Genomic DNA, 16,279 nt, shown 5'->3' with positions numbered 1-16,279 from the left:
GCGGCCACGGCGCGTGCGAGGAAATCGATATCCAGCGCAACATCATCTTCGATGACCACGGCCATTTGGTCTTCGCTCGCCAAAAACTGTTGCAGCGCCAACAGGTGACTCCGGTAGCAGCCATACTCACCGGGTAGGATGGTGCGGCCATGCCGGCGCTGGAAGCGATCGTGATCTACATCGATCCATTCGTCGCGCGGGATGAGGGCACCGTCGACGCCGTGAATACGCTCGAATCGAAAACCGAACTCATCGCTCTGCCGCTGAATCTCCGTCAGTCGTTCGGCTGCCCGGTCGATATTGATAAGATAGACCGGCATGGTTTGTGACGGTGTAAAAGAAGTTTCGGCGAGCGCAGTTAGGGACATTGAGCACACTTGATAATTTCCATCGGCGCAAAACGGCGAGCGCCTAGCCATATATGATTGTGCATCAGCATAGAAACCAGCTTTTGTGGCATTAAATTTGGCTTATTTCCATTGCGCGTGACTTGCCTGGCATCAAAATCTCGCACGAAATCGTGAGGGAGCGCCATGAGCAATTTTTATTGTTGCGCTAACGGGCTGCTTCCAATATATCCGGCGGCGGGACACTCCTCCCCAACGAGGAGCTTTCTATCTGAGAGGATAGCATCATGACTAAGCTCGCCAAGCCGGACATCCGTCCGAATAATACCCATTTCTCTTCTGGTCCATGCTCGAAGCGCCCCGGTTGGACGCTTAACGCTCTTTCCGACGCGGCTCTTGGCCGTTCGCACCGCGCGAAAGTTGGTAAGGCAAAGCTGAAGCAGGCCATTGATCTTACCCGCGAAATTTTGGAAGTGCCGGCGGACTATCGCATTGGCATTGTTCCGGCTTCCGATACCGGCGCCGTCGAGATGGCGCTCTGGTCGCTGCTCGGCGAACGCGGAGTCGACATGCTCGCCTGGGAAAGCTTCGGCGCCGGCTGGGTTACCGACGTCGTCAAGCAACTGAAGCTCAAGGACGTCCGCAAGCTTGAAGCCGGCTACGGCGAGCTGCCCGATCTTTCCGCTGTCGATTTCGACCGCGACGTAGTCTTCACCTGGAACGGTACTACCTCCGGCGTGCGCGTCCCCAATGGCGATTTCATCCCGGCCGACCGCAAGGGCCTGACGATCTGTGACGCCACCTCGGCCGCATTCGCTCAGAACCTCGATTTTGCCAAGCTCGATGTCGTCACCTTCTCCTGGCAGAAGGTTCTCGGCGGCGAGGGCGCCCATGGTGTCATCATCCTGTCGCCGCGCGCCGTCGAACGCCTGACAACCTATGTGCCGGCCTGGCCGCTGCCGAAGATCTTCCGCATGACCAGTGGCGGCAAGCTGATCGAAGGCATCTTTACCGGTGAGACGATCAATACGCCTTCGATGCTCTGCGTCGAAGACTATATCGACGCGCTCCTCTGGGCGAAGGATCTCGGTGGCCTGAAGGCGCTGATCGGCCGTGCCGATGCCAATGCCAAGGTCATCCATGACTTCGTCGCCGCCAACGACTGGATCGCCAATCTCGCCGCCAAGGCGGAGACGGCGTCCAACACCTCCGTATGCCTGAAGATCGTCGACAAGGACGTCGTCGCTCTGGATGCCGATGGCCAGGCGAATTTCGCCAAGGGTCTGGTTGCGCTCCTTGAGAAGGAAGACGTCGCCTATGACGTCGGCCATTACCGCGACGCGCCGTCGGGCCTGCGCATCTGGGCAGGTGCCACGATCGAAGCTTCCGACATGCAGAAGCTGATGCCCTGGCTCGCCTGGGCTTTCGAAACGCAGAAGGCGACGCTCTCCCAGGCTGCTGCCTGAGGCTTGAAGCGTTTATGGCTCCGCCACGACAGGCGGAGCCCCGCATCCCGAAATTCTCGTTGTTTTCATGCAATTCCCTACGGAAAGCCGTTTTGCATTTTTCGTGGAATTGCTCGTCTTAGCTGACCCTTTTCAGGAGGCCTCCATGGCACCTCGCGTTCTCGTATCCGACGAACTGTCGGAAACCGCCGTCCAGATCTTCCGCGATCGCGGCGTCGAAGTCGATTTCCAGCCGCAGCTTGGCAAGGACAAGGACAAGCTGTTCGAAATCATCGGCAATTATGATGGTCTTGCCATCCGTTCGGCCACCAAGGTGACGGAAAAGATCATCGAAGCGGCCAAGAACCTCAAGGTTGTCGGCCGCGCAGGTATCGGTGTCGACAATGTCGATATCCCCGCCGCCTCGCGCCGCGGTATCATCGTCATGAACACGCCGTTCGGCAATTCGATTACGACGGCCGAACACGCCATCGCACTGATGTTTGCCGTTGCCCGCCAGCTTCCGGCCGCCGATGCCTCGACGCAGGCCGGCAAGTGGGAAAAGTCGAAGTTCATGGGTGTCGAAATCACCGGCAAGACGCTCGGCATCATCGGTGCCGGCAACATCGGCTCCATCGTCATTGCCCGCGCCCTCGGCCTGAGGATGCATGTTCTGGCCTATGACCCGTTCCTGTCGAAGGAGCGCGCCGAGGAAATGGGCGTGACCAAGGTCGAGCTCGACGAGCTTTTTGCCGGTGCCGACTTCATCACGCTGCACGTGCCGCTGACCGACAAGACCCGCAACATCATCGACGCCTCTGCCATCGCCAAGATGAAGCAGGGAGTGCGCATCATCAACTGCGCCCGCGGCGGCCTGGTTGACGAGGCAGCCCTTGCTGCTGCCATCAAATCAGGCCATGTCGCCGGCGCCGCCTTCGACGTCTTCGAAGTCGAGCCGGCCAAGGAAAGCCCGCTCTTCGGCCTGCCGAACGTCGTCTGCACGCCGCATCTCGGCGCCTCGACGACCGAAGCCCAGGAAAACGTCGCCCTGCAGGTCGCCGAGCAGATGGCCGACTACCTCGTCAAGGGCGCCGTCTCGAACGCCATCAACATGCCCTCGATCACGGCTGAAGAAGCCCCGATCCTGAAGCCGTTCATCAAGCTTGCCGACGTTCTCGGCGCCTTCGTCGGCCAGGTCACGGACGATCCGATCAAGGAAATTGAGATCCTCTATGACGGCGTCACCGCCAACATGAACACCAAGGCGCTGACGAGCGCGTTGCTTGCCGGCCTGATCCGCAATCAGGTTGCCGACGTCAACATGGTTTCGGCGCCGATCATGATCAAGGAAAAGGGTATCGTTCTTGCCGAAGTCAAGCGCGACAAGACCGGCGTCTATGACGGCTACATCAAGCTGACTGTCACGACAGACAGCATGAGCCGCTCCGTCGCCGGTACTGTCTTCTCGGACGGCAAGCCGCGCTTCATCCAGATCAAGGGCATCAACCTCGATGCGGATGTCGGCAACCACATGGTCTACCTCGCCAATACCGACGTTCCCGGCATGATCGGCTTCATCGGCACGACGCTCGGTTCCGCCGGCGTCAACATCGCCAACTTCCAGCTCGGCCGCGACAAGCAGGGCGGCGACGCCATCGCGCTTCTCTATGTCGACGGTCCGATCAGTGATGAGGTGCTCGGCAAGCTGACGGCGCATCAGGCGATCCGTCAGGCAAAGCCGCTGGTATTCAACGTCGACTGAGCCTGCCCGCCCTGAAGAAGGGCGGCAGCTATAGAATTCGCTCCTCCCAAGAGCCAATCCGAAAGCCCGGCGAGACATAAGTTGCGCCGGGCTTTCTTCATGGTTGTGAGGGTTGTGGATAAGCCTGGCGCGCAGGCTATCGGGGGCGATGAAACGCGCCTATCTCTATGTCATGGAGGCTTTGCGGAAGAACATCCTCGGGGAAGGAATGGGCACGCCGATTGAATGGCTGGCGAAACCCGTTTCCGTGGCGATCGTGCTCTTTGCGCGAGCAATTACCGCGGTTCGGGCAATCTGGCCCGAAAGTGGCATGCAAACCCGCCGCTGCGTCTATTTCGCCAATCACTCCAGCCATGGCGATTTCATCCTGATCTGGACTGTCCTGCCGCCACGATTGCGCCGCCGCGTACGCCCGGTGGCGGGCGCCGATTATTGGCTGAAATCGCCGCTGAACAGCTTCATCGGCCGGGACGTCTTCAACGCCGTGCTGATCGAACGGGATCGTGAAGCGCGCAAGGAAGATCCGGTCACGCAGATGACGCAGGCGCTCGATGCCGGCTCCTCGCTGATCCTGTTTCCAGAGGGCACCCGTAATCTCACCGAGCAGCCGTTGCAACCCTTCAAGAGCGGGCTTTTCCATCTTGCGCAGGCTCGCCCTGATATCGATCTCGTGCCCGTCTGGATCGACAATCTCAATCGCGTCATGCCTAAGGGCGAGTTCGTACCCATTCCGCTGATCTGCACGGTCACCTTCGGCGAGGCGCTGCATATCAGCGAGGCCGAAGAGAAGGCGGAGTTTCTAGCGCGAGCCGAAGCGGCGCTGCTGGCGCTGGCGCCCAAGCGGGCGGGGGACTGAGCATGGGCGCGGCAAGTGCGGATCTGATCCACCTCGTTCTTGGCATTTTCGGCGTTCTGATCGTCGCCTCCGTTATCGGCTACGTGCTGGAGCGGCGGCTGTCGCCTGACGGATCGAATGCTGCGATCGAAAATCTGAATGCGCGCATCAAGGCCTGGTGGGTGATGGTGGTGCTGATCGGCATCGCCTTCATTGCCGGGCGCGCCGGCGTCATCCTGCTCTTCGCCTTCTGCTCCTTTGCGGCGCTGCGCGAATTCATGACGCTGATCAACACGAAGCGGGCGGATCACTGGGCACTTGCCGCGGCGTTCTTTGTGGCCTTGCCGGTGCAATATTATCTGCTCTGGGCCGAGCAATACGGCATCTATTCGATCTTCATCCCCGTTTACGCCTTCCTCTTCATGCCGATCATCGCGGTGCTGCGCGGCGACACTGAGCGGTTTCTGGTGCGGATCGCCGAGGTGCAATGGGCGCTGATGATCTGCGTCTTCTGTGCCTCGCATGTGCCGGCGCTGCTGACGCTGCACATTCCGGGCTATGAAGGCCGCAATGTGCTGCTGATCGCTTTTCTGGTGATCGTCGTGCAGCTCAGCGACGTCCTGCAATATGTCTGGGGCAAGTTGTTCGGGAAAACGAAGATCGCGCCGCGCCTGTCGCCATCGAAGACGGTGGAGGGTTTCGTCGGCGGCGTCATCAGCGCTTCGCTGATCGGGGCGGCGCTCTGGTGGGTGACGCCGTTCACGCCGCTGCAGGCCGGACTTCTCGCCTTCGTCATCACGCTCATGGGTTTCTTCGGCGGGCTCGTGATGTCGGCGATCAAGCGGGATCGTGGCGTCAAGGATTGGGGCCATCTGATCGAGGGGCATGGCGGGCTGATCGACCGTCTGGACTCGGTCGTCTTTTCCGCGCCGATTTTCTTCCATCTCGTGCGCTACTGGTGGTCACTGTCATGACAGGAAAGCTGAAAGCGCTTGCCGGCAGCAGCATCGTGCATGTGCTTTTCGCCTTCCTCGCCATGGGCGGCTGGGCTTTCTTCGCCAACCGTATGCACCCGATGCCGAGGCCACTGATCGCGGGCTTCGTGCAAGGTGTGCTTTCGGGCTGCCTGACGCTGTTCCTGAAATCCGTGGTCGAAGCTTTATCGCGGCGGTTCGGCGGCTCTACGCGCCTTTGGGCGCCGCCGCTGATCGCCTGCCTCGGCTCGGCAACGATCCTGGTTGTCATCCATGCGCTGAGCGGCACGCCGGAGATCCTGAAGACCATTGCTGTACCGCTGCTGGTCTCTTCCAGCTATGCGGCGATCTACAATTATTCGATATCGGGCGGAAGGCCGCGAAGTCATGAGGGGTGAGGGCGTATGACCGGCGAGGGAACAGGCGACAGGCGGCCGCTGGCGAGCCGCAACACGCGGTGGGCACAGGCACTGGCGCGGCGCATGACCGGGCTTTCGGTGACGCCAAATCAGATATCTCACGCGAGCATGCTCATGGCAGCTTTGGCGGGAGCATCATTCTGGCTCTCCGGCGTCGCTGGCGGCGAGGGGACGCGAGTGGTCCTGCTGATCCTCGCTGCCTTGTTCTGCCAGTTGCGTCTGCTCTGCAATCTGCTTGACGGTATGGTGGCGGTCGAGGGCGGGAAAGGCGAGGCCGACGGGCCGTTCTGGAACGAATTTCCGGATCGCGTCGCCGATATCCTCATCTTTGCCGGCATCGGCTATGGCATCGCAATGCCAGGCCTCGGCTGGGCGGCGGCGGCCTTCGCCGTGCTGACGGCCTATGTCCGCGAGCTTGGCCGCGCCACCGGCAATCCCAGCGATTTCGGCGGTCCGATGGCCAAGCAGCATCGCATGGCGGTCGCCACCGCTGCGGCTTTGCTTTCGATTATCGAGGCGTTATGGAGCGGCGGCAGCTGGATTTTGACGATCGCGCTCTGGATCGTCGCCATCGGCTCGGCGGTCACGGTATTGAGACGTAGCCGCAATCTGATCCGGCATTTGAAGGCAAAGGGATGATTCGCGATTTCGCCCACCCCTTGCATGGGTTGGCAATCCTTTCTATATCCGTCCACAATTGAGGCTGGCTGCAAAGAGCGGCTAAAGGCCCTGTGTAATGAAAATTCGCCGCTTTTGCATGGCATCCGGCGGCAACAAGCATGATCCCGAAAAGTGTGCAGCGGTTTTTGGATCAGATCATGCGAAATGAAATCGTGAGAGCGTGACGACGTTTCGAAGAAACGTCTCCCGCTCGGCAGCATCGAAGATCGTTCAAGACTGGCGGCAACGACCGTGAATACACTGGATTTTGACAAGAGGCCGGAAGATACCCGCGTCGTCGTCGCCATGTCGGGCGGTGTCGACAGTTCCGTCGTCGCGGGCATTTTGAAGCGGCAGGGCTATGATGTGCTCGGCATCACGCTGCAGCTCTACGACCATGGCGCTGCCGTGCATCGCGCCGGCTCCTGCTGCGCCGGTCAGGATATCGACGATGCACGCCGTGTCTGCGAAACGCTCGGCATTCCGCACTATGTACTCGACTATGAAAAACGCTTCCGCGAGACGGTGATCAATCCTTTCGCAGAAAGCTATGTGGCCGGCGAAACGCCGATCCCCTGTGTTGCCTGCAACCAGACGGTCAAGTTCGCCGATCTTCTGCTGACTGCCAAGGAACTCGGCGCCGATGCGCTGGCGACCGGCCATTATATTCGTTCGCGCCCGAACCCATCACCGGAGCATCCAAATCGCCGCGCCCTCTATCGCCCGGCCGATGCCGATCGCGACCAGAGCTATTTTCTCTTTGCGACAACGCAGGAGCAGATCGACTACCTGCGCTTTCCGCTTGGCGGTATGCCCAAGGCCGAGACCCGCGCGCTTGCCGAGGAAATGGGCCTCGTCGTCGCCAAGAAGGCCGACAGCCAGGACATTTGTTTCGTGCCGCAGGGCAAATATTCCGACGTCATCGCGAAGCTAAAGCCGAACGCGGCGCTCGCCGGCGAGATCGTCCACCTCGACGGCCGCGTGCTCGGCCAGCACGAGGGCATCCTGCATTACACGATCGGCCAGCGCCGGGGTATTGGTGTTGCCACAGGCGAGCCACTTTACGTCGTCTATCTCGACGCCCGCTCGCGCCGCGTCATCGTCGGCCCGAAGGAAGCACTGGAAACGCACCGCGTCTATCTGCGTGATGTCAACTGGCTTGGCGACGAACCGCTGGAGCAGGCCGCTTTCGGCGAGGGCTTTGCCTGCTTCGCCAAGGTCCGCTCCACCCGCGCACCGTCGCCGGCTGTACTGCATGCCGATGCCAGCGGCATCTATGTCGACCTCACCGTCGGCGAGGCCGGCGTGGCTCCCGGCCAGGCCTGCGCGCTCTATTCGGCACCCGGTGATGACGCCCGCGTCTATGGCGGCGGCTTCATCGAACGCTCGGAACGCGAGCCGACGGCGGAAGCGTCGTTGAAGGCGCTGCTGGCAGGTCCTGTCGCCGCCTGAGAGCAGGCGGCGTCGGCATCAAGAGAAAGCACTGATTTTTCCAAATCATCCGCTTGACACCATGCCGAACCGCACCTTATAAGCCGCTCAACCGACGAGCTAGCGCTTTCGAGCGGCGGTTCGTTTGACCTTTGCATTTGATGTTCAACATCAAATGTGGCGTGGCGGAGTAGCTCAGTAGGTCAGAGCAGAGGAATCATAATCCTTGTGTCGGGGGTTCAAATCCCTCCTCCGCTACCAGAACTTCCAAAGTGTTGAAAGCTCTCGTGATCGCAAGCTCTTAGCGACCTGCATGGCGTGCTTGTTCCTATGGGCGCGGAAGCTAAACCACTTCGACACTTGAGAGGACCTGATTCAGGAGCCAGCTGCTCCAATCCCTTTAGGCCCGTCGAGCCGGGTTACGTTGTCATCCAAGGTTCGCACCGCTGTTGCCAGGGTCGCGAGTGCCGACATCATGAGGGCATGGTCCTGGCCTTCTTGGGATTGCGATTGGGACAGAGCAAGAGCGCGATCATGCAGCTGTTGGCCGATTGTATCGAGCCGATCAATGGTTTCCTGGTTCATAGCCGTCTCCTTCACAGGTCAATTCGGCAGGGGTGCATATGCCAATGCATGGTACGGCTTATTTGTTCCGGGCGAACCTAATCGGCAGGGCGGCAATTGCGATCCGGGATATTGCCGACAATTCCATATCGATCAGATTTGGCTGATGGCTCTTCCGGTATTCATGTTTTGCAAGGCGGCCATAGGCATTAGCCGCGATGGACGTCCTCACACAAACTCGACGCCCATGCTGTTGATTTTGCGCCAGCGTACTGCACATGCCATCAATCTCTCGTCCGAAAGTTGCAGGTCGAAGGTGTTGGGTGCTGCGAGAGGATTTTCGATTTGGATCAGGGCGCCGGTATCGGACAGGTTTCGCACGAGGCAATCGAAGACCGAATGTCCATCGTTGAAGATGATTTTTGCGCCGAGAAGCGTTCGCTTTCGGGTCGCTACCCGGCCTTCGGGTGAGAATGCCGTCATGGGATTGGCTCCTTGACTTTTGTTTTTGCTAATATGGCATGTTCTAATATCCAAGAGATTAAAAAGAACCCGCAAATTGAGCGCTTTCCACGTACTAGGGTGGTCGGGAGGCTAGTCCAAGTGTTGGGTGAATGCCCGTCGGTCAGAGCTTGGCGCAGCCGGAATGCATTGGCACTTCCCCACTCCCGAGAGGCCATCCTCCGGCACGCTTTCCGTTGAAAATATCTCGGCAGAGCCGGATGGACGACGTCGCCGGCGAACAACCCGCCGTCATTTGCGTTGTATTTTCCAATGGCCCATGGAAATCCACGCGACATATCTTGCAAGACGAAACCTGCTCTGGCACCGTGCTGCCATAGGGGATCGGGATTTTCAATGAAACTGTTTTTGGCGGCGGCCACCATGCTGGTGGGCGCCAGTTCCGCGATGGCGGCAGACGATGCCGTGAACAATGCGTTCCGGGTCTGCAAGATGATCGACAATACCGGCTTGTTTACAGCGCCGTGCCAGGTGTCCAGCCGCAGGTACGCCGTCATGGCGACAATAGATCTGCCGAGCGCCGACGCCAGAAAGGCCTGCGCGCAGATTACCGGCGTGGTTTCGTCAAAGGGACTCCATTTCCCTGGAGGAGAATGGACCGTGCAGATCAAGTCACCCACCAGCGGCGACAAATCCATCGCATTTTGCAGATTGCCGAAATAGAGCAACTCCAGGAAAACTGATTAAAGGTTTTCCGTCCGGAACCGCGAAAAAACAAAGAGATAGAGTGTTCTCGCGATTCAAGAAAAAGCGGAGGGGCTCTAACGTCGTCAGGCCGAGGCGTTCAGTTCCTCTTCGGCATAGGTAAGCTGCAGTTCCATCTGCACCGCATGCATGAAGAGGCCTGCTTGCCGCGAGATTTCGCCGTCTTCCACTCCCTGTTCGCGCAAGGCGTTGGCAAAGATTGCCATTTCCGAACGCCAGAAGCGGTTTGCCGCTTCGCCATTTAGCTGCTGAAGGGCTGCGGCACACCGCCTGACATCACTGGTACGCCTGTCGGCCGGGAATGGTAGAAGCGACATATTCTCTCCGTCATTGGCAGGGCGAATCGCCTGCCTCTGTTGGCAAGATCGCCGGCACTCGTTCACAAAAAGTGAATAATGTCAGAGAGATCCCGCATGCCGCGGGAAGGGCGGGATGATTTCATTGCATGACGGATATGCCAGCCTCCCGTGCAGCCTTGATCAAGGCCTCCCTTACGGCTTCGGCGGGGACGGCTCCAAGCATCGCTTCGAGGCAGATCCGCACTGCCGCGACATATTCCTCGCCATTTTCCACCGGCCAATATTCCAGCAGCAACTCCGCCGCCTGATGCACTGAATTGATACGGCGGGTTCCGCCGTTCTCTCCCATGACAAGCGTGATAGCCGGAAATGGGCGTAAAGTGTTTCGTTTCAAAACGTATTACCTCCGAAACATTCATGCTTCGGTAAGACTGCAAGAAGCGTTCCGGACCGTAAATCTTGCCCGATGCCTTCGCATTTAGGCGCCATCAAAGCCCGCGAAAACCGCGAGGGTCTGACAGCGGTTTGAGAATGGATTGAACCTCGCGAGAGCTCTAATCCAATACGTTCGCTTCCACGCAGGTCGCGATGAACATCTTCCTGGCTTTATCACTCAGCAGGGGATCGATATCGGCTTGGAGGCAGAGGCTTCGGGCGGAATCATATTTTTCGCCTCTGATGGTCGGCCAACGGAAAAGAAGGTGATTATGGGCTTCCCTAGGGCTTCGGACGGCCTCCGGCATCCCATAGCCGATGCGCAAATAGACTGGCTCGTGCCAGCGGCCATCGCCGGCACTAAAAATACTGGTCATTTCGATGATGCTCCGACATTGCCTCCCCAAACTCCTGCAAGAGCAAAAAGTTTCGCAATATCGGGAAAATTGATCTTCAGATTGTAAGCGGGAAAGCGGCCCCAGCATGCGGCAATCGTGGGAGAAAACGAGCATCCGCGATAGTGCCGCGATTGGTGCGCCCAGTCGCACTGGCTGGTTCGCTGAACCATTCCATAACGAGACATGCGGCATGTCCCGTCCCCGAATGGATGAAAGAGGGCGATCGTTTTTACTGAACGACCGGCATTTCCAGAGGGACGCCAGCCTCGGATGCCGCGGCGACAAAGCTGTTGCGGGCCTCCAGTGGTTGTCCCTGACCTCTTTCGACGTCGGCACAGACTTGCAGTGCCATCATGAACGCCTTGCCCTCCGCGACGGGCCATGCGTTCAGCAGCATGTTCAGCGCTTCTTTCGTATTCGCGACCGTATAGACTTTTCCGGTGCGCTTGCAGATGACCATGATGGGATTATTCCAGTCTTTATTATTCATGGCATGGGGCTCCGATCCGACGCGGCCGCAATTAACGCTACGGTGCGTGAAATCTCAAGTTAATTTCAAGACCATATCTGGAGCAGTCCGGAATTGTTTCAATCGTCGGGAAATCAATTCGAGTGCCAGCGTGATCAACTTTCGAACCGTAACTTTCGATAGGGTGTTTTTCACAGAAAATCATCGCACGGAGATTACATGCGCGGGGCAATGAGGTCATAAAAGACTTGTCGCGCGGCATGAGCGGGAGAGGATGATGGGAAGCTTTGCGGAGATCAGGGAGCGCGCCGAGAAGCGCAAGGGCGGCGCCGATGGACTGAGGGCGCTGATGCCCAGAATGCCGAACCATGAAGCGCTGCGTACGCTGCCCGACGATCGGATATTGTCGGAAATGACGCGCTACATCTTCTATGCGGGTTTCGTGCGCAACGTCATCGATTCGAAATGGACGGGCTTCGAAGCCGCTTTCTCCGGCTTCGATCCCGCCTTCCTCAACCTCGCACCGGACGATTACTGGCATGATCTGACCTCCGATGTCCGCGTCATCCGCAATGGCGCCAAAATCATGTCGGTCAGGGCCAATGCGCAGTTCGTCCGCCGGCTTGCCGACGAGCATGGCAGCGCCGGCCGCTTCTTCGCCGATTGGCCGATGGACGACCAGATCGGCCTGCTGGCTCTTCTGGACAAGCAGGGCAGCCGGCTCGGCGGTATGACCGGACAATATCTGCTGCGCGCAATCGGCCGCGACAGCTTCGTCATGAGCCATGACGTTCTCGTCTGCCTGCGGCTTGCGGGGGTGCCCGTTTCGGAAAGCAAGCCCACCAAGAAGGATCTGCGGCTGATTCAGGATCAGTTCAATGCCTGGCACGCGGAGACGGGCCTGCCGCTCACCCATCTCTCGCGCATTTGCGCCTTCTCTGTCGGAATGCCAGGGGAGGAGGACGAGGCCTGATTGATCTCATCCATCGAATGATATTGGATCGCCTCGGGATACAGGAGGAGCAGAATGACGACCGACAGCAGACCCTTGGCCATCAGCGCGCCGGAGCCGCGCTCGCTTGAGCTTATCTTCACCAAGGAAGCACTGGCGCTCCTTCGCTCGAAATACCGCATCGTCGAAACGGATCCTGACGATGTCGCGGGATTAGGGGATGATGTGCTCGGCGAGGCGCGCTATATCATTGGCCAGCCGCCCTTGTCGAAGGAGACGCTCGACCGCATGACGCAGCTGCGTTGCATTCTGAATGTCGAGAGCAACCTCATCAACAATATGCCCTATGAAGTGCTCTTTGAACGCGGCATCCATGTCGTCACCACAGGTCTCGTCTTTGCCGAACCGGTTGCCGAAATCGGCCTTGGGTTTGCGCTAAGCCTGGCGCGAGGCATCGCCGATGCCGATCTTGATTTCCGCGAGGGCAGGGAGCTTTGGGGCGGCGATGGCAATGCCAGCGCCCGGCTGCTTTCGGGCAGCGATATCGGTATCGCCGGTTTCGGCGATCTCGGTAAGGCGCTGAACCGGGTTCTCTCCGGCTTCCGTGCCAATATCAGGGTGTTCGATCCCTGGATGCCGCCATCGATCCTGAGAGAGCATGGCGTGCAGCCCGCCGGGCTGGACGAGGTGCTGTCCGCCAGCGATTTCGTCTTCGTTGTTGCCTCCGTCACCAGCGAGAACAAGGGTTTTCTCGGCGCTGAGGCTTTCGCGAGGATGCGCAAGGGTGCAGCCTTCATCCTGCTCAGCCGGGCCGATGTCGTCGATTTCGATGCGCTGATGGCGGCGGTCGCATCCGGCCATATCGTGGCGGCGAGCGACGTCTATCCTGAGGAGCCGCTCGGCCTCGATCACCCCGTGCGCAAGCTCAAGGGCTTTCTCCGCTCGGCCCATCGTGCCGGCGCGCTCGACAGCGCCTTCAAGAAAATGGGCGACATGGTGCTGGAGGATATGGATCTGATGGATCGCGGCCTGCCGCCGATGCGCTGCAAGCGGGCCGAACGGGAAACGGTGTCGCGCATGCGTTCAAAGCCGGTGACGCGCAACTGACGGTGGTCGCACGAGGCATGAAACGGCAGGTGCATTTCCGAGTCGACTCATCTATCTCTCCCTCATAGCGTGCAGATGGGGATATCGATGGCAAACCGGGAAATCGACATAGCATCCGTGGCGAACAAGGGTCGCGTTACGGCATTCATCGGCATCATCGCCGTGATAGCCGTGCTGATGCTCGTCTTCAGTTCGTGGTACACGATTGATCAGGGCGAGCGCGGCGTCATCCTGCGCACCGGTGCCATGGTCGGCACGGCGGAACCGGGCTTGCATTTCAAGTTGCCCTGGATCGAGACCGTCGTCAAAATCCCGGTGACCCAGCAGGTCACCTATTGGACCTGCCAGAACGGCTCGAACTGTCAGGCCAACGAGCATCAACAGATGCAGGCCTATTCGCAGGATCAGCAGCCGGCGGATATGCGCGTCACCATCTCCTGGCATGTGCCGGCGGATGCCGTGGAACATGTCTATTCGGAGTTCGGTTCGCTCGGCAATCTGGAATCACGGCTGATCGCACGGCGAGCTCCTCAGGATGTAAAGACGGTGTTCGGCAAATTCACCGCCGCCTCCGTCATCCAGAACCGGGCGCAGTTCAACACCGACGTCCAGGCGGCGATCGAGGCAGGCATTCAGGGTCCGGTACAGATCGACAGCGTGCAAGTCGAGAATATCGATTTTTCGGATGCCTATGAGAACAGCATCGAGCAGCGCATGCTGGCGGAAGTCGAAGTACAGAAGCTGCGGCAGAATGCGGAGCGCGAGAAGGTGCAGGCGCAGATCACCGTAACGCAGGCTCAGGCCGCAGCGGACGCACGTCGCGCCGATGCGCAGGCCCAGGCCGACGCCGTGAAGCTGCAGGCGGAAGCCGAGGCTGAAGCGATCCAGCTCCGCGGCGACGCCGAAGCGAAGGCAATCAAGGCCCGGGGCGATGCATTGCGCGACAATCCGAACCTGATTTTCCTCACCCAGGCGGAAAAGTGGAATGGTCAATTGCCGACCACCATGCTGCCGAACGCTTCGGTGCCGATGCTTAATCTCGATCAGCGCCAGAGCCCCGCCACGTCGGCGGAGCATGAATAGCATCGATTGCGCGTGATCAGGGAGCCGAGCTAGCGGCGGTCGAGCCGGTTGGCTAAGCGATCGCCCAGCCATTGCATGCCCCAGACCAGAATGATCAGCACGATGACGACGGCGATCATGACGCCGGTTTCGAAGCGCTGGTAGCCGTAGCGGATCGCAAGGTCGCCGAGGCCGCCGCCGCCGATAGTGCCCGCCATCGCGGAAGCCCCGATCAGAGTCACCAGCGTCACCGTGAAGCCGGCGACGATGCCGGGCATGGCCTCGGGCACCAGTACTTCGCGGATGATCGTCCAGCGATTGCCGCCCATGGCGCGCACCGCATCGATCAAGCCGCGATCGACTTCACGCAGCGAGACCTCGGCGATACGGGCATAATAAGGGATCGCGGCGATGGTCAGCGGCACGATGGCCGCCGTCGTGCCGAGCGCCGTGCCGACGATCAACCGTGTCAGCGGGATGAGGGCAATCAGCAGGATGACGAAAGGCACGGCGCGGAAGCCGTTGACGAGCGCGGCAAGGACGCTGTTGATTGCAGGCTGCTCGGCAATGCCGCCGCGACCGGTGACGACGAGGGCGAGGCCGAGCGGCAGGCCGATGACCAGGGAGAGGAGGCCGGACGCAGCCGTCATCCAAATCGTCTCCCAGAAGGAGCGCCAAAGCAGGCCGAGGATCACATCAGTTGTCATAGCCTAAAACCTCCACCCGGGCGGAGCGGGCTTTCAGAAAATCGCTGACCTGCGCCGGCAGATCCGGATCGCGCGTCGGGACGGCGACGAAGAAACGGGCAACGGGTTGGCTCTGGATGTGGTCGATGCCACCGTGAACCAGGCGAAAAGAGCGCGGCAGGGCAGCCGAGAGTTCTGCAAACAGTGCCCCTTGCGCGGCCGGACCGGCAAGATCGACACTGAGGATCGCTTCGACGCCTGACGTCGGCGACAGGCGGGCGGCGATGTGCTCGGGAAGCTGCGGGCGGATGCCGCCGAGCAGGCTTGCCGTGATCTCCGTTTCGGGGTTGGCGAAGACCGTCCATACGGAGCCTTCCTCGACGATCCGTCCGGCATCGATGACCGCGACGCGGTCTGCGATCGAGCGCACCACTTCCATCTCGTGGGTGATGAGTAGGATCGTCAGGCCGAGCTTGCGATTGATATCCTTCAGCAGTGCGAGGATCGACCGCGTCGTTTCCGGATCGAGCGCCGACGTTGCTTCGTCCGACAGCAGAAGCGCCGGGCGGGCAGCTAGTGCGCGGGCAATACCGACACGCTGTTTCTGGCCGCCGGAGAGGGCGGCGGGATAGGCTTTTGCCTTATCGGCGAGGCCGACAAGATCAAGCAGCTCGCGCGCCCGTTGCAGCCGTTCGGCCTTGGCCACCCCCTCGATCTTCAGCGGTAGGGCGATGTTTTCCTCGACGGTCTTTGCGGACAACAGATTGAAATGCTGGAAGACCATGCCGATGCGGCGACGCAGCGGCTGCAGTTCCTTTTCCGAGAGGCGTGCAATGTCGCGGCCTTCGATATGGATCTCGCCGCTATCGGCGCGCTCCAGCCCGTTCAGGCAACGGATCAGCGTCGATTTACCGGCGCCACTGCGGCCGATGATGCCGACGATCTCGCCACGGCGCGCGGTCAGTGAAATTCCATCAAGCGCAGGCGTCGTGCCGAACCGGCGGCGGACATCGACCAGGCGGACGATTTCGTCGCCCACCGCTCGTTCGGGCGGCGCCTGTCCGTCGATTGATGTGGCCGGGATGAAGGAATTCATGTCTGCTTCCCAATCTTCTTTTTGCGTTCGGCGCGGGTTGAGCGTGGCTTTAAACATCAAAGGCGGCCCGGGCAAGATACCCCGGCCGCCTCGCCGCTCAGCGCGGTCCCC

Annotated in this window: 20 protein-coding genes and 1 tRNA gene; 12 read left to right on the top strand and 9 right to left on the bottom strand. The window is 59.9% G+C overall.

Annotated elements, in window-relative coordinates; all coding sequences use genetic code 11:
- Nucleotides 1-320: glycosyltransferase family 25 protein (locus FHT85_RS04715; protein ID WP_246779885.1), on the bottom strand; the 320-nt coding region annotated here is incomplete at its 3' end.
- Between the two features lie 314 nt (nt 321-634).
- Between FHT85_RS04715 and FHT85_RS04710 the strand changes: the two genes are divergently transcribed.
- The 8 genes from FHT85_RS04710 (at nt 635) to FHT85_RS04675 (ending at nt 8,134) form a co-directional block, all read left to right on the top strand.
- Nucleotides 635-1,813 carry a phosphoserine transaminase gene (locus FHT85_RS04710; RefSeq protein WP_112411430.1) on the top strand — a complete coding sequence of 393 codons (1,179 nt, stop codon included), beginning with the start codon at nt 635-637 and terminating at the stop codon, nt 1,811-1,813.
- A 145-nt stretch (nt 1,814-1,958) separates the two neighbouring features.
- Complete coding sequence (serA, locus tag FHT85_RS04705; RefSeq protein WP_112335042.1) at nt 1,959-3,554, top strand: phosphoglycerate dehydrogenase; 1,596 nt, start codon at nt 1,959-1,961, stop codon at nt 3,552-3,554.
- A 208-nt stretch (nt 3,555-3,762) separates the two neighbouring features.
- Nucleotides 3,763-4,410: a lysophospholipid acyltransferase family protein gene (locus FHT85_RS04700; protein ID WP_112411726.1), complete on the top strand. Its 648-nt coding sequence runs from the start codon at nt 3,763-3,765 to the stop codon at nt 4,408-4,410.
- A gap of 2 nt (nt 4,411-4,412) precedes the next feature.
- On the top strand, nt 4,413-5,363 hold the full coding sequence (locus FHT85_RS04695) for a phosphatidate cytidylyltransferase (RefSeq protein ID WP_112399308.1): 951 nt from the start codon (nt 4,413-4,415) through the stop codon (nt 5,361-5,363).
- A complete protein-coding gene (locus tag FHT85_RS04690) occupies nt 5,360-5,761 on the top strand; it encodes a hypothetical protein (RefSeq protein ID WP_112411431.1) in 402 nt (133 codons plus the stop codon). The genes FHT85_RS04695 and FHT85_RS04690 overlap by 4 nt, the downstream gene beginning before the upstream one ends.
- A gap of 6 nt (nt 5,762-5,767) precedes the next feature.
- Entirely contained in the window at nt 5,768-6,421 is a 654-nt protein-coding gene (locus FHT85_RS04685; RefSeq protein ID WP_112411432.1) for a CDP-alcohol phosphatidyltransferase family protein, read from the top strand.
- Between the two features lie 273 nt (nt 6,422-6,694).
- Nucleotides 6,695-7,894 (top strand): tRNA 2-thiouridine(34) synthase MnmA, encoded by a 1,200-nt coding sequence (gene mnmA, locus FHT85_RS04680; RefSeq protein WP_112411433.1) that lies wholly within the window; start codon nt 6,695-6,697, stop codon nt 7,892-7,894.
- A gap of 163 nt (nt 7,895-8,057) precedes the next feature.
- Nucleotides 8,058-8,134 (top strand) — tRNA-Met (locus tag FHT85_RS04675).
- Between the two features lie 114 nt (nt 8,135-8,248).
- Here FHT85_RS04675 and FHT85_RS04670 read toward each other — a convergent pair.
- Nucleotides 8,249-8,458, bottom strand: coding sequence for a hypothetical protein (locus tag FHT85_RS04670; RefSeq protein ID WP_112411434.1), 210 nt, complete (start codon nt 8,456-8,458; stop codon nt 8,249-8,251).
- Between the two features lie 207 nt (nt 8,459-8,665).
- Nucleotides 8,666-8,920: a PilZ domain-containing protein gene (locus tag FHT85_RS04665; protein ID WP_015340956.1), complete on the bottom strand. Its 255-nt coding sequence runs from the start codon at nt 8,918-8,920 to the stop codon at nt 8,666-8,668.
- Between the two features lie 375 nt (nt 8,921-9,295).
- Here FHT85_RS04665 and FHT85_RS04660 point away from each other — a divergent pair, with 375 nt between their 5' ends.
- Nucleotides 9,296-9,622 carry a hypothetical protein gene (locus FHT85_RS04660; protein WP_246779872.1) on the top strand — a complete coding sequence of 109 codons (327 nt, stop codon included), beginning with the start codon at nt 9,296-9,298 and terminating at the stop codon, nt 9,620-9,622.
- Nucleotides 9,623-9,729: 107 nt separating this feature from the next.
- Here the strand turns inward: FHT85_RS04660 and FHT85_RS04655 are convergent, their stop codons facing one another.
- From FHT85_RS04655 to FHT85_RS04640, 4 genes are all read right to left on the bottom strand, one after another.
- Nucleotides 9,730-9,981: a DUF6074 family protein gene (locus FHT85_RS04655; protein ID WP_112399240.1), complete on the bottom strand. Its 252-nt coding sequence runs from the start codon at nt 9,979-9,981 to the stop codon at nt 9,730-9,732.
- 121 nt (nt 9,982-10,102) lie between these two features.
- Complete coding sequence (locus tag FHT85_RS04650; protein WP_112335012.1) at nt 10,103-10,357, bottom strand: DUF982 domain-containing protein; 255 nt, start codon at nt 10,355-10,357, stop codon at nt 10,103-10,105.
- 160 nt (nt 10,358-10,517) lie between these two features.
- Complete coding sequence (locus FHT85_RS30955; protein ID WP_409527321.1) at nt 10,518-10,706, bottom strand: DUF982 domain-containing protein; 189 nt, start codon at nt 10,704-10,706, stop codon at nt 10,518-10,520.
- Between the two features lie 319 nt (nt 10,707-11,025).
- On the bottom strand, nt 11,026-11,286 hold the full coding sequence (locus FHT85_RS04640; RefSeq protein ID WP_112335010.1) for a DUF982 domain-containing protein: 261 nt from the start codon (nt 11,284-11,286) through the stop codon (nt 11,026-11,028).
- 256 nt (nt 11,287-11,542) lie between these two features.
- Between FHT85_RS04640 and FHT85_RS04635 the strand changes: the two genes are divergently transcribed.
- From FHT85_RS04635 to FHT85_RS04625, 3 genes are all read left to right on the top strand, one after another.
- Nucleotides 11,543-12,238, top strand: a complete 696-nt coding sequence (locus FHT85_RS04635; protein WP_112411436.1) for a DNA-3-methyladenine glycosylase I — start codon at nt 11,543-11,545, stop codon at nt 12,236-12,238.
- A 54-nt stretch (nt 12,239-12,292) separates the two neighbouring features.
- Complete coding sequence (locus tag FHT85_RS04630; protein ID WP_112411437.1) at nt 12,293-13,324, top strand: hydroxyacid dehydrogenase; 1,032 nt, start codon at nt 12,293-12,295, stop codon at nt 13,322-13,324.
- 87 nt (nt 13,325-13,411) lie between these two features.
- Nucleotides 13,412-14,407, top strand: coding sequence for a prohibitin family protein (locus FHT85_RS04625; protein ID WP_112335007.1), 996 nt, complete (start codon nt 13,412-13,414; stop codon nt 14,405-14,407).
- Between the two features lie 29 nt (nt 14,408-14,436).
- Here FHT85_RS04625 and FHT85_RS04620 read toward each other — a convergent pair whose 3' ends face one another.
- Complete coding sequence (locus FHT85_RS04620; protein ID WP_112411438.1) at nt 14,437-15,093, bottom strand: methionine ABC transporter permease; 657 nt, start codon at nt 15,091-15,093, stop codon at nt 14,437-14,439.
- Nucleotides 15,083-16,168, bottom strand: a complete 1,086-nt coding sequence (locus FHT85_RS04615; protein ID WP_112411439.1) for a methionine ABC transporter ATP-binding protein — start codon at nt 16,166-16,168, stop codon at nt 15,083-15,085. The genes FHT85_RS04620 and FHT85_RS04615 overlap by 11 nt, the downstream gene beginning before the upstream one ends.
- Nucleotides 16,169-16,279: the final 111 nt, after the last annotated feature.

The organism is Rhizobium sp. BK312, assembly GCF_014193605.1.
Classification (GTDB): domain Bacteria; phylum Pseudomonadota; class Alphaproteobacteria; order Rhizobiales; family Rhizobiaceae; genus Rhizobium.
The sequence above is the reverse complement of the archived record's forward strand: the minus strand, read 5'-3'. Positions and strand labels throughout refer to the sequence as shown.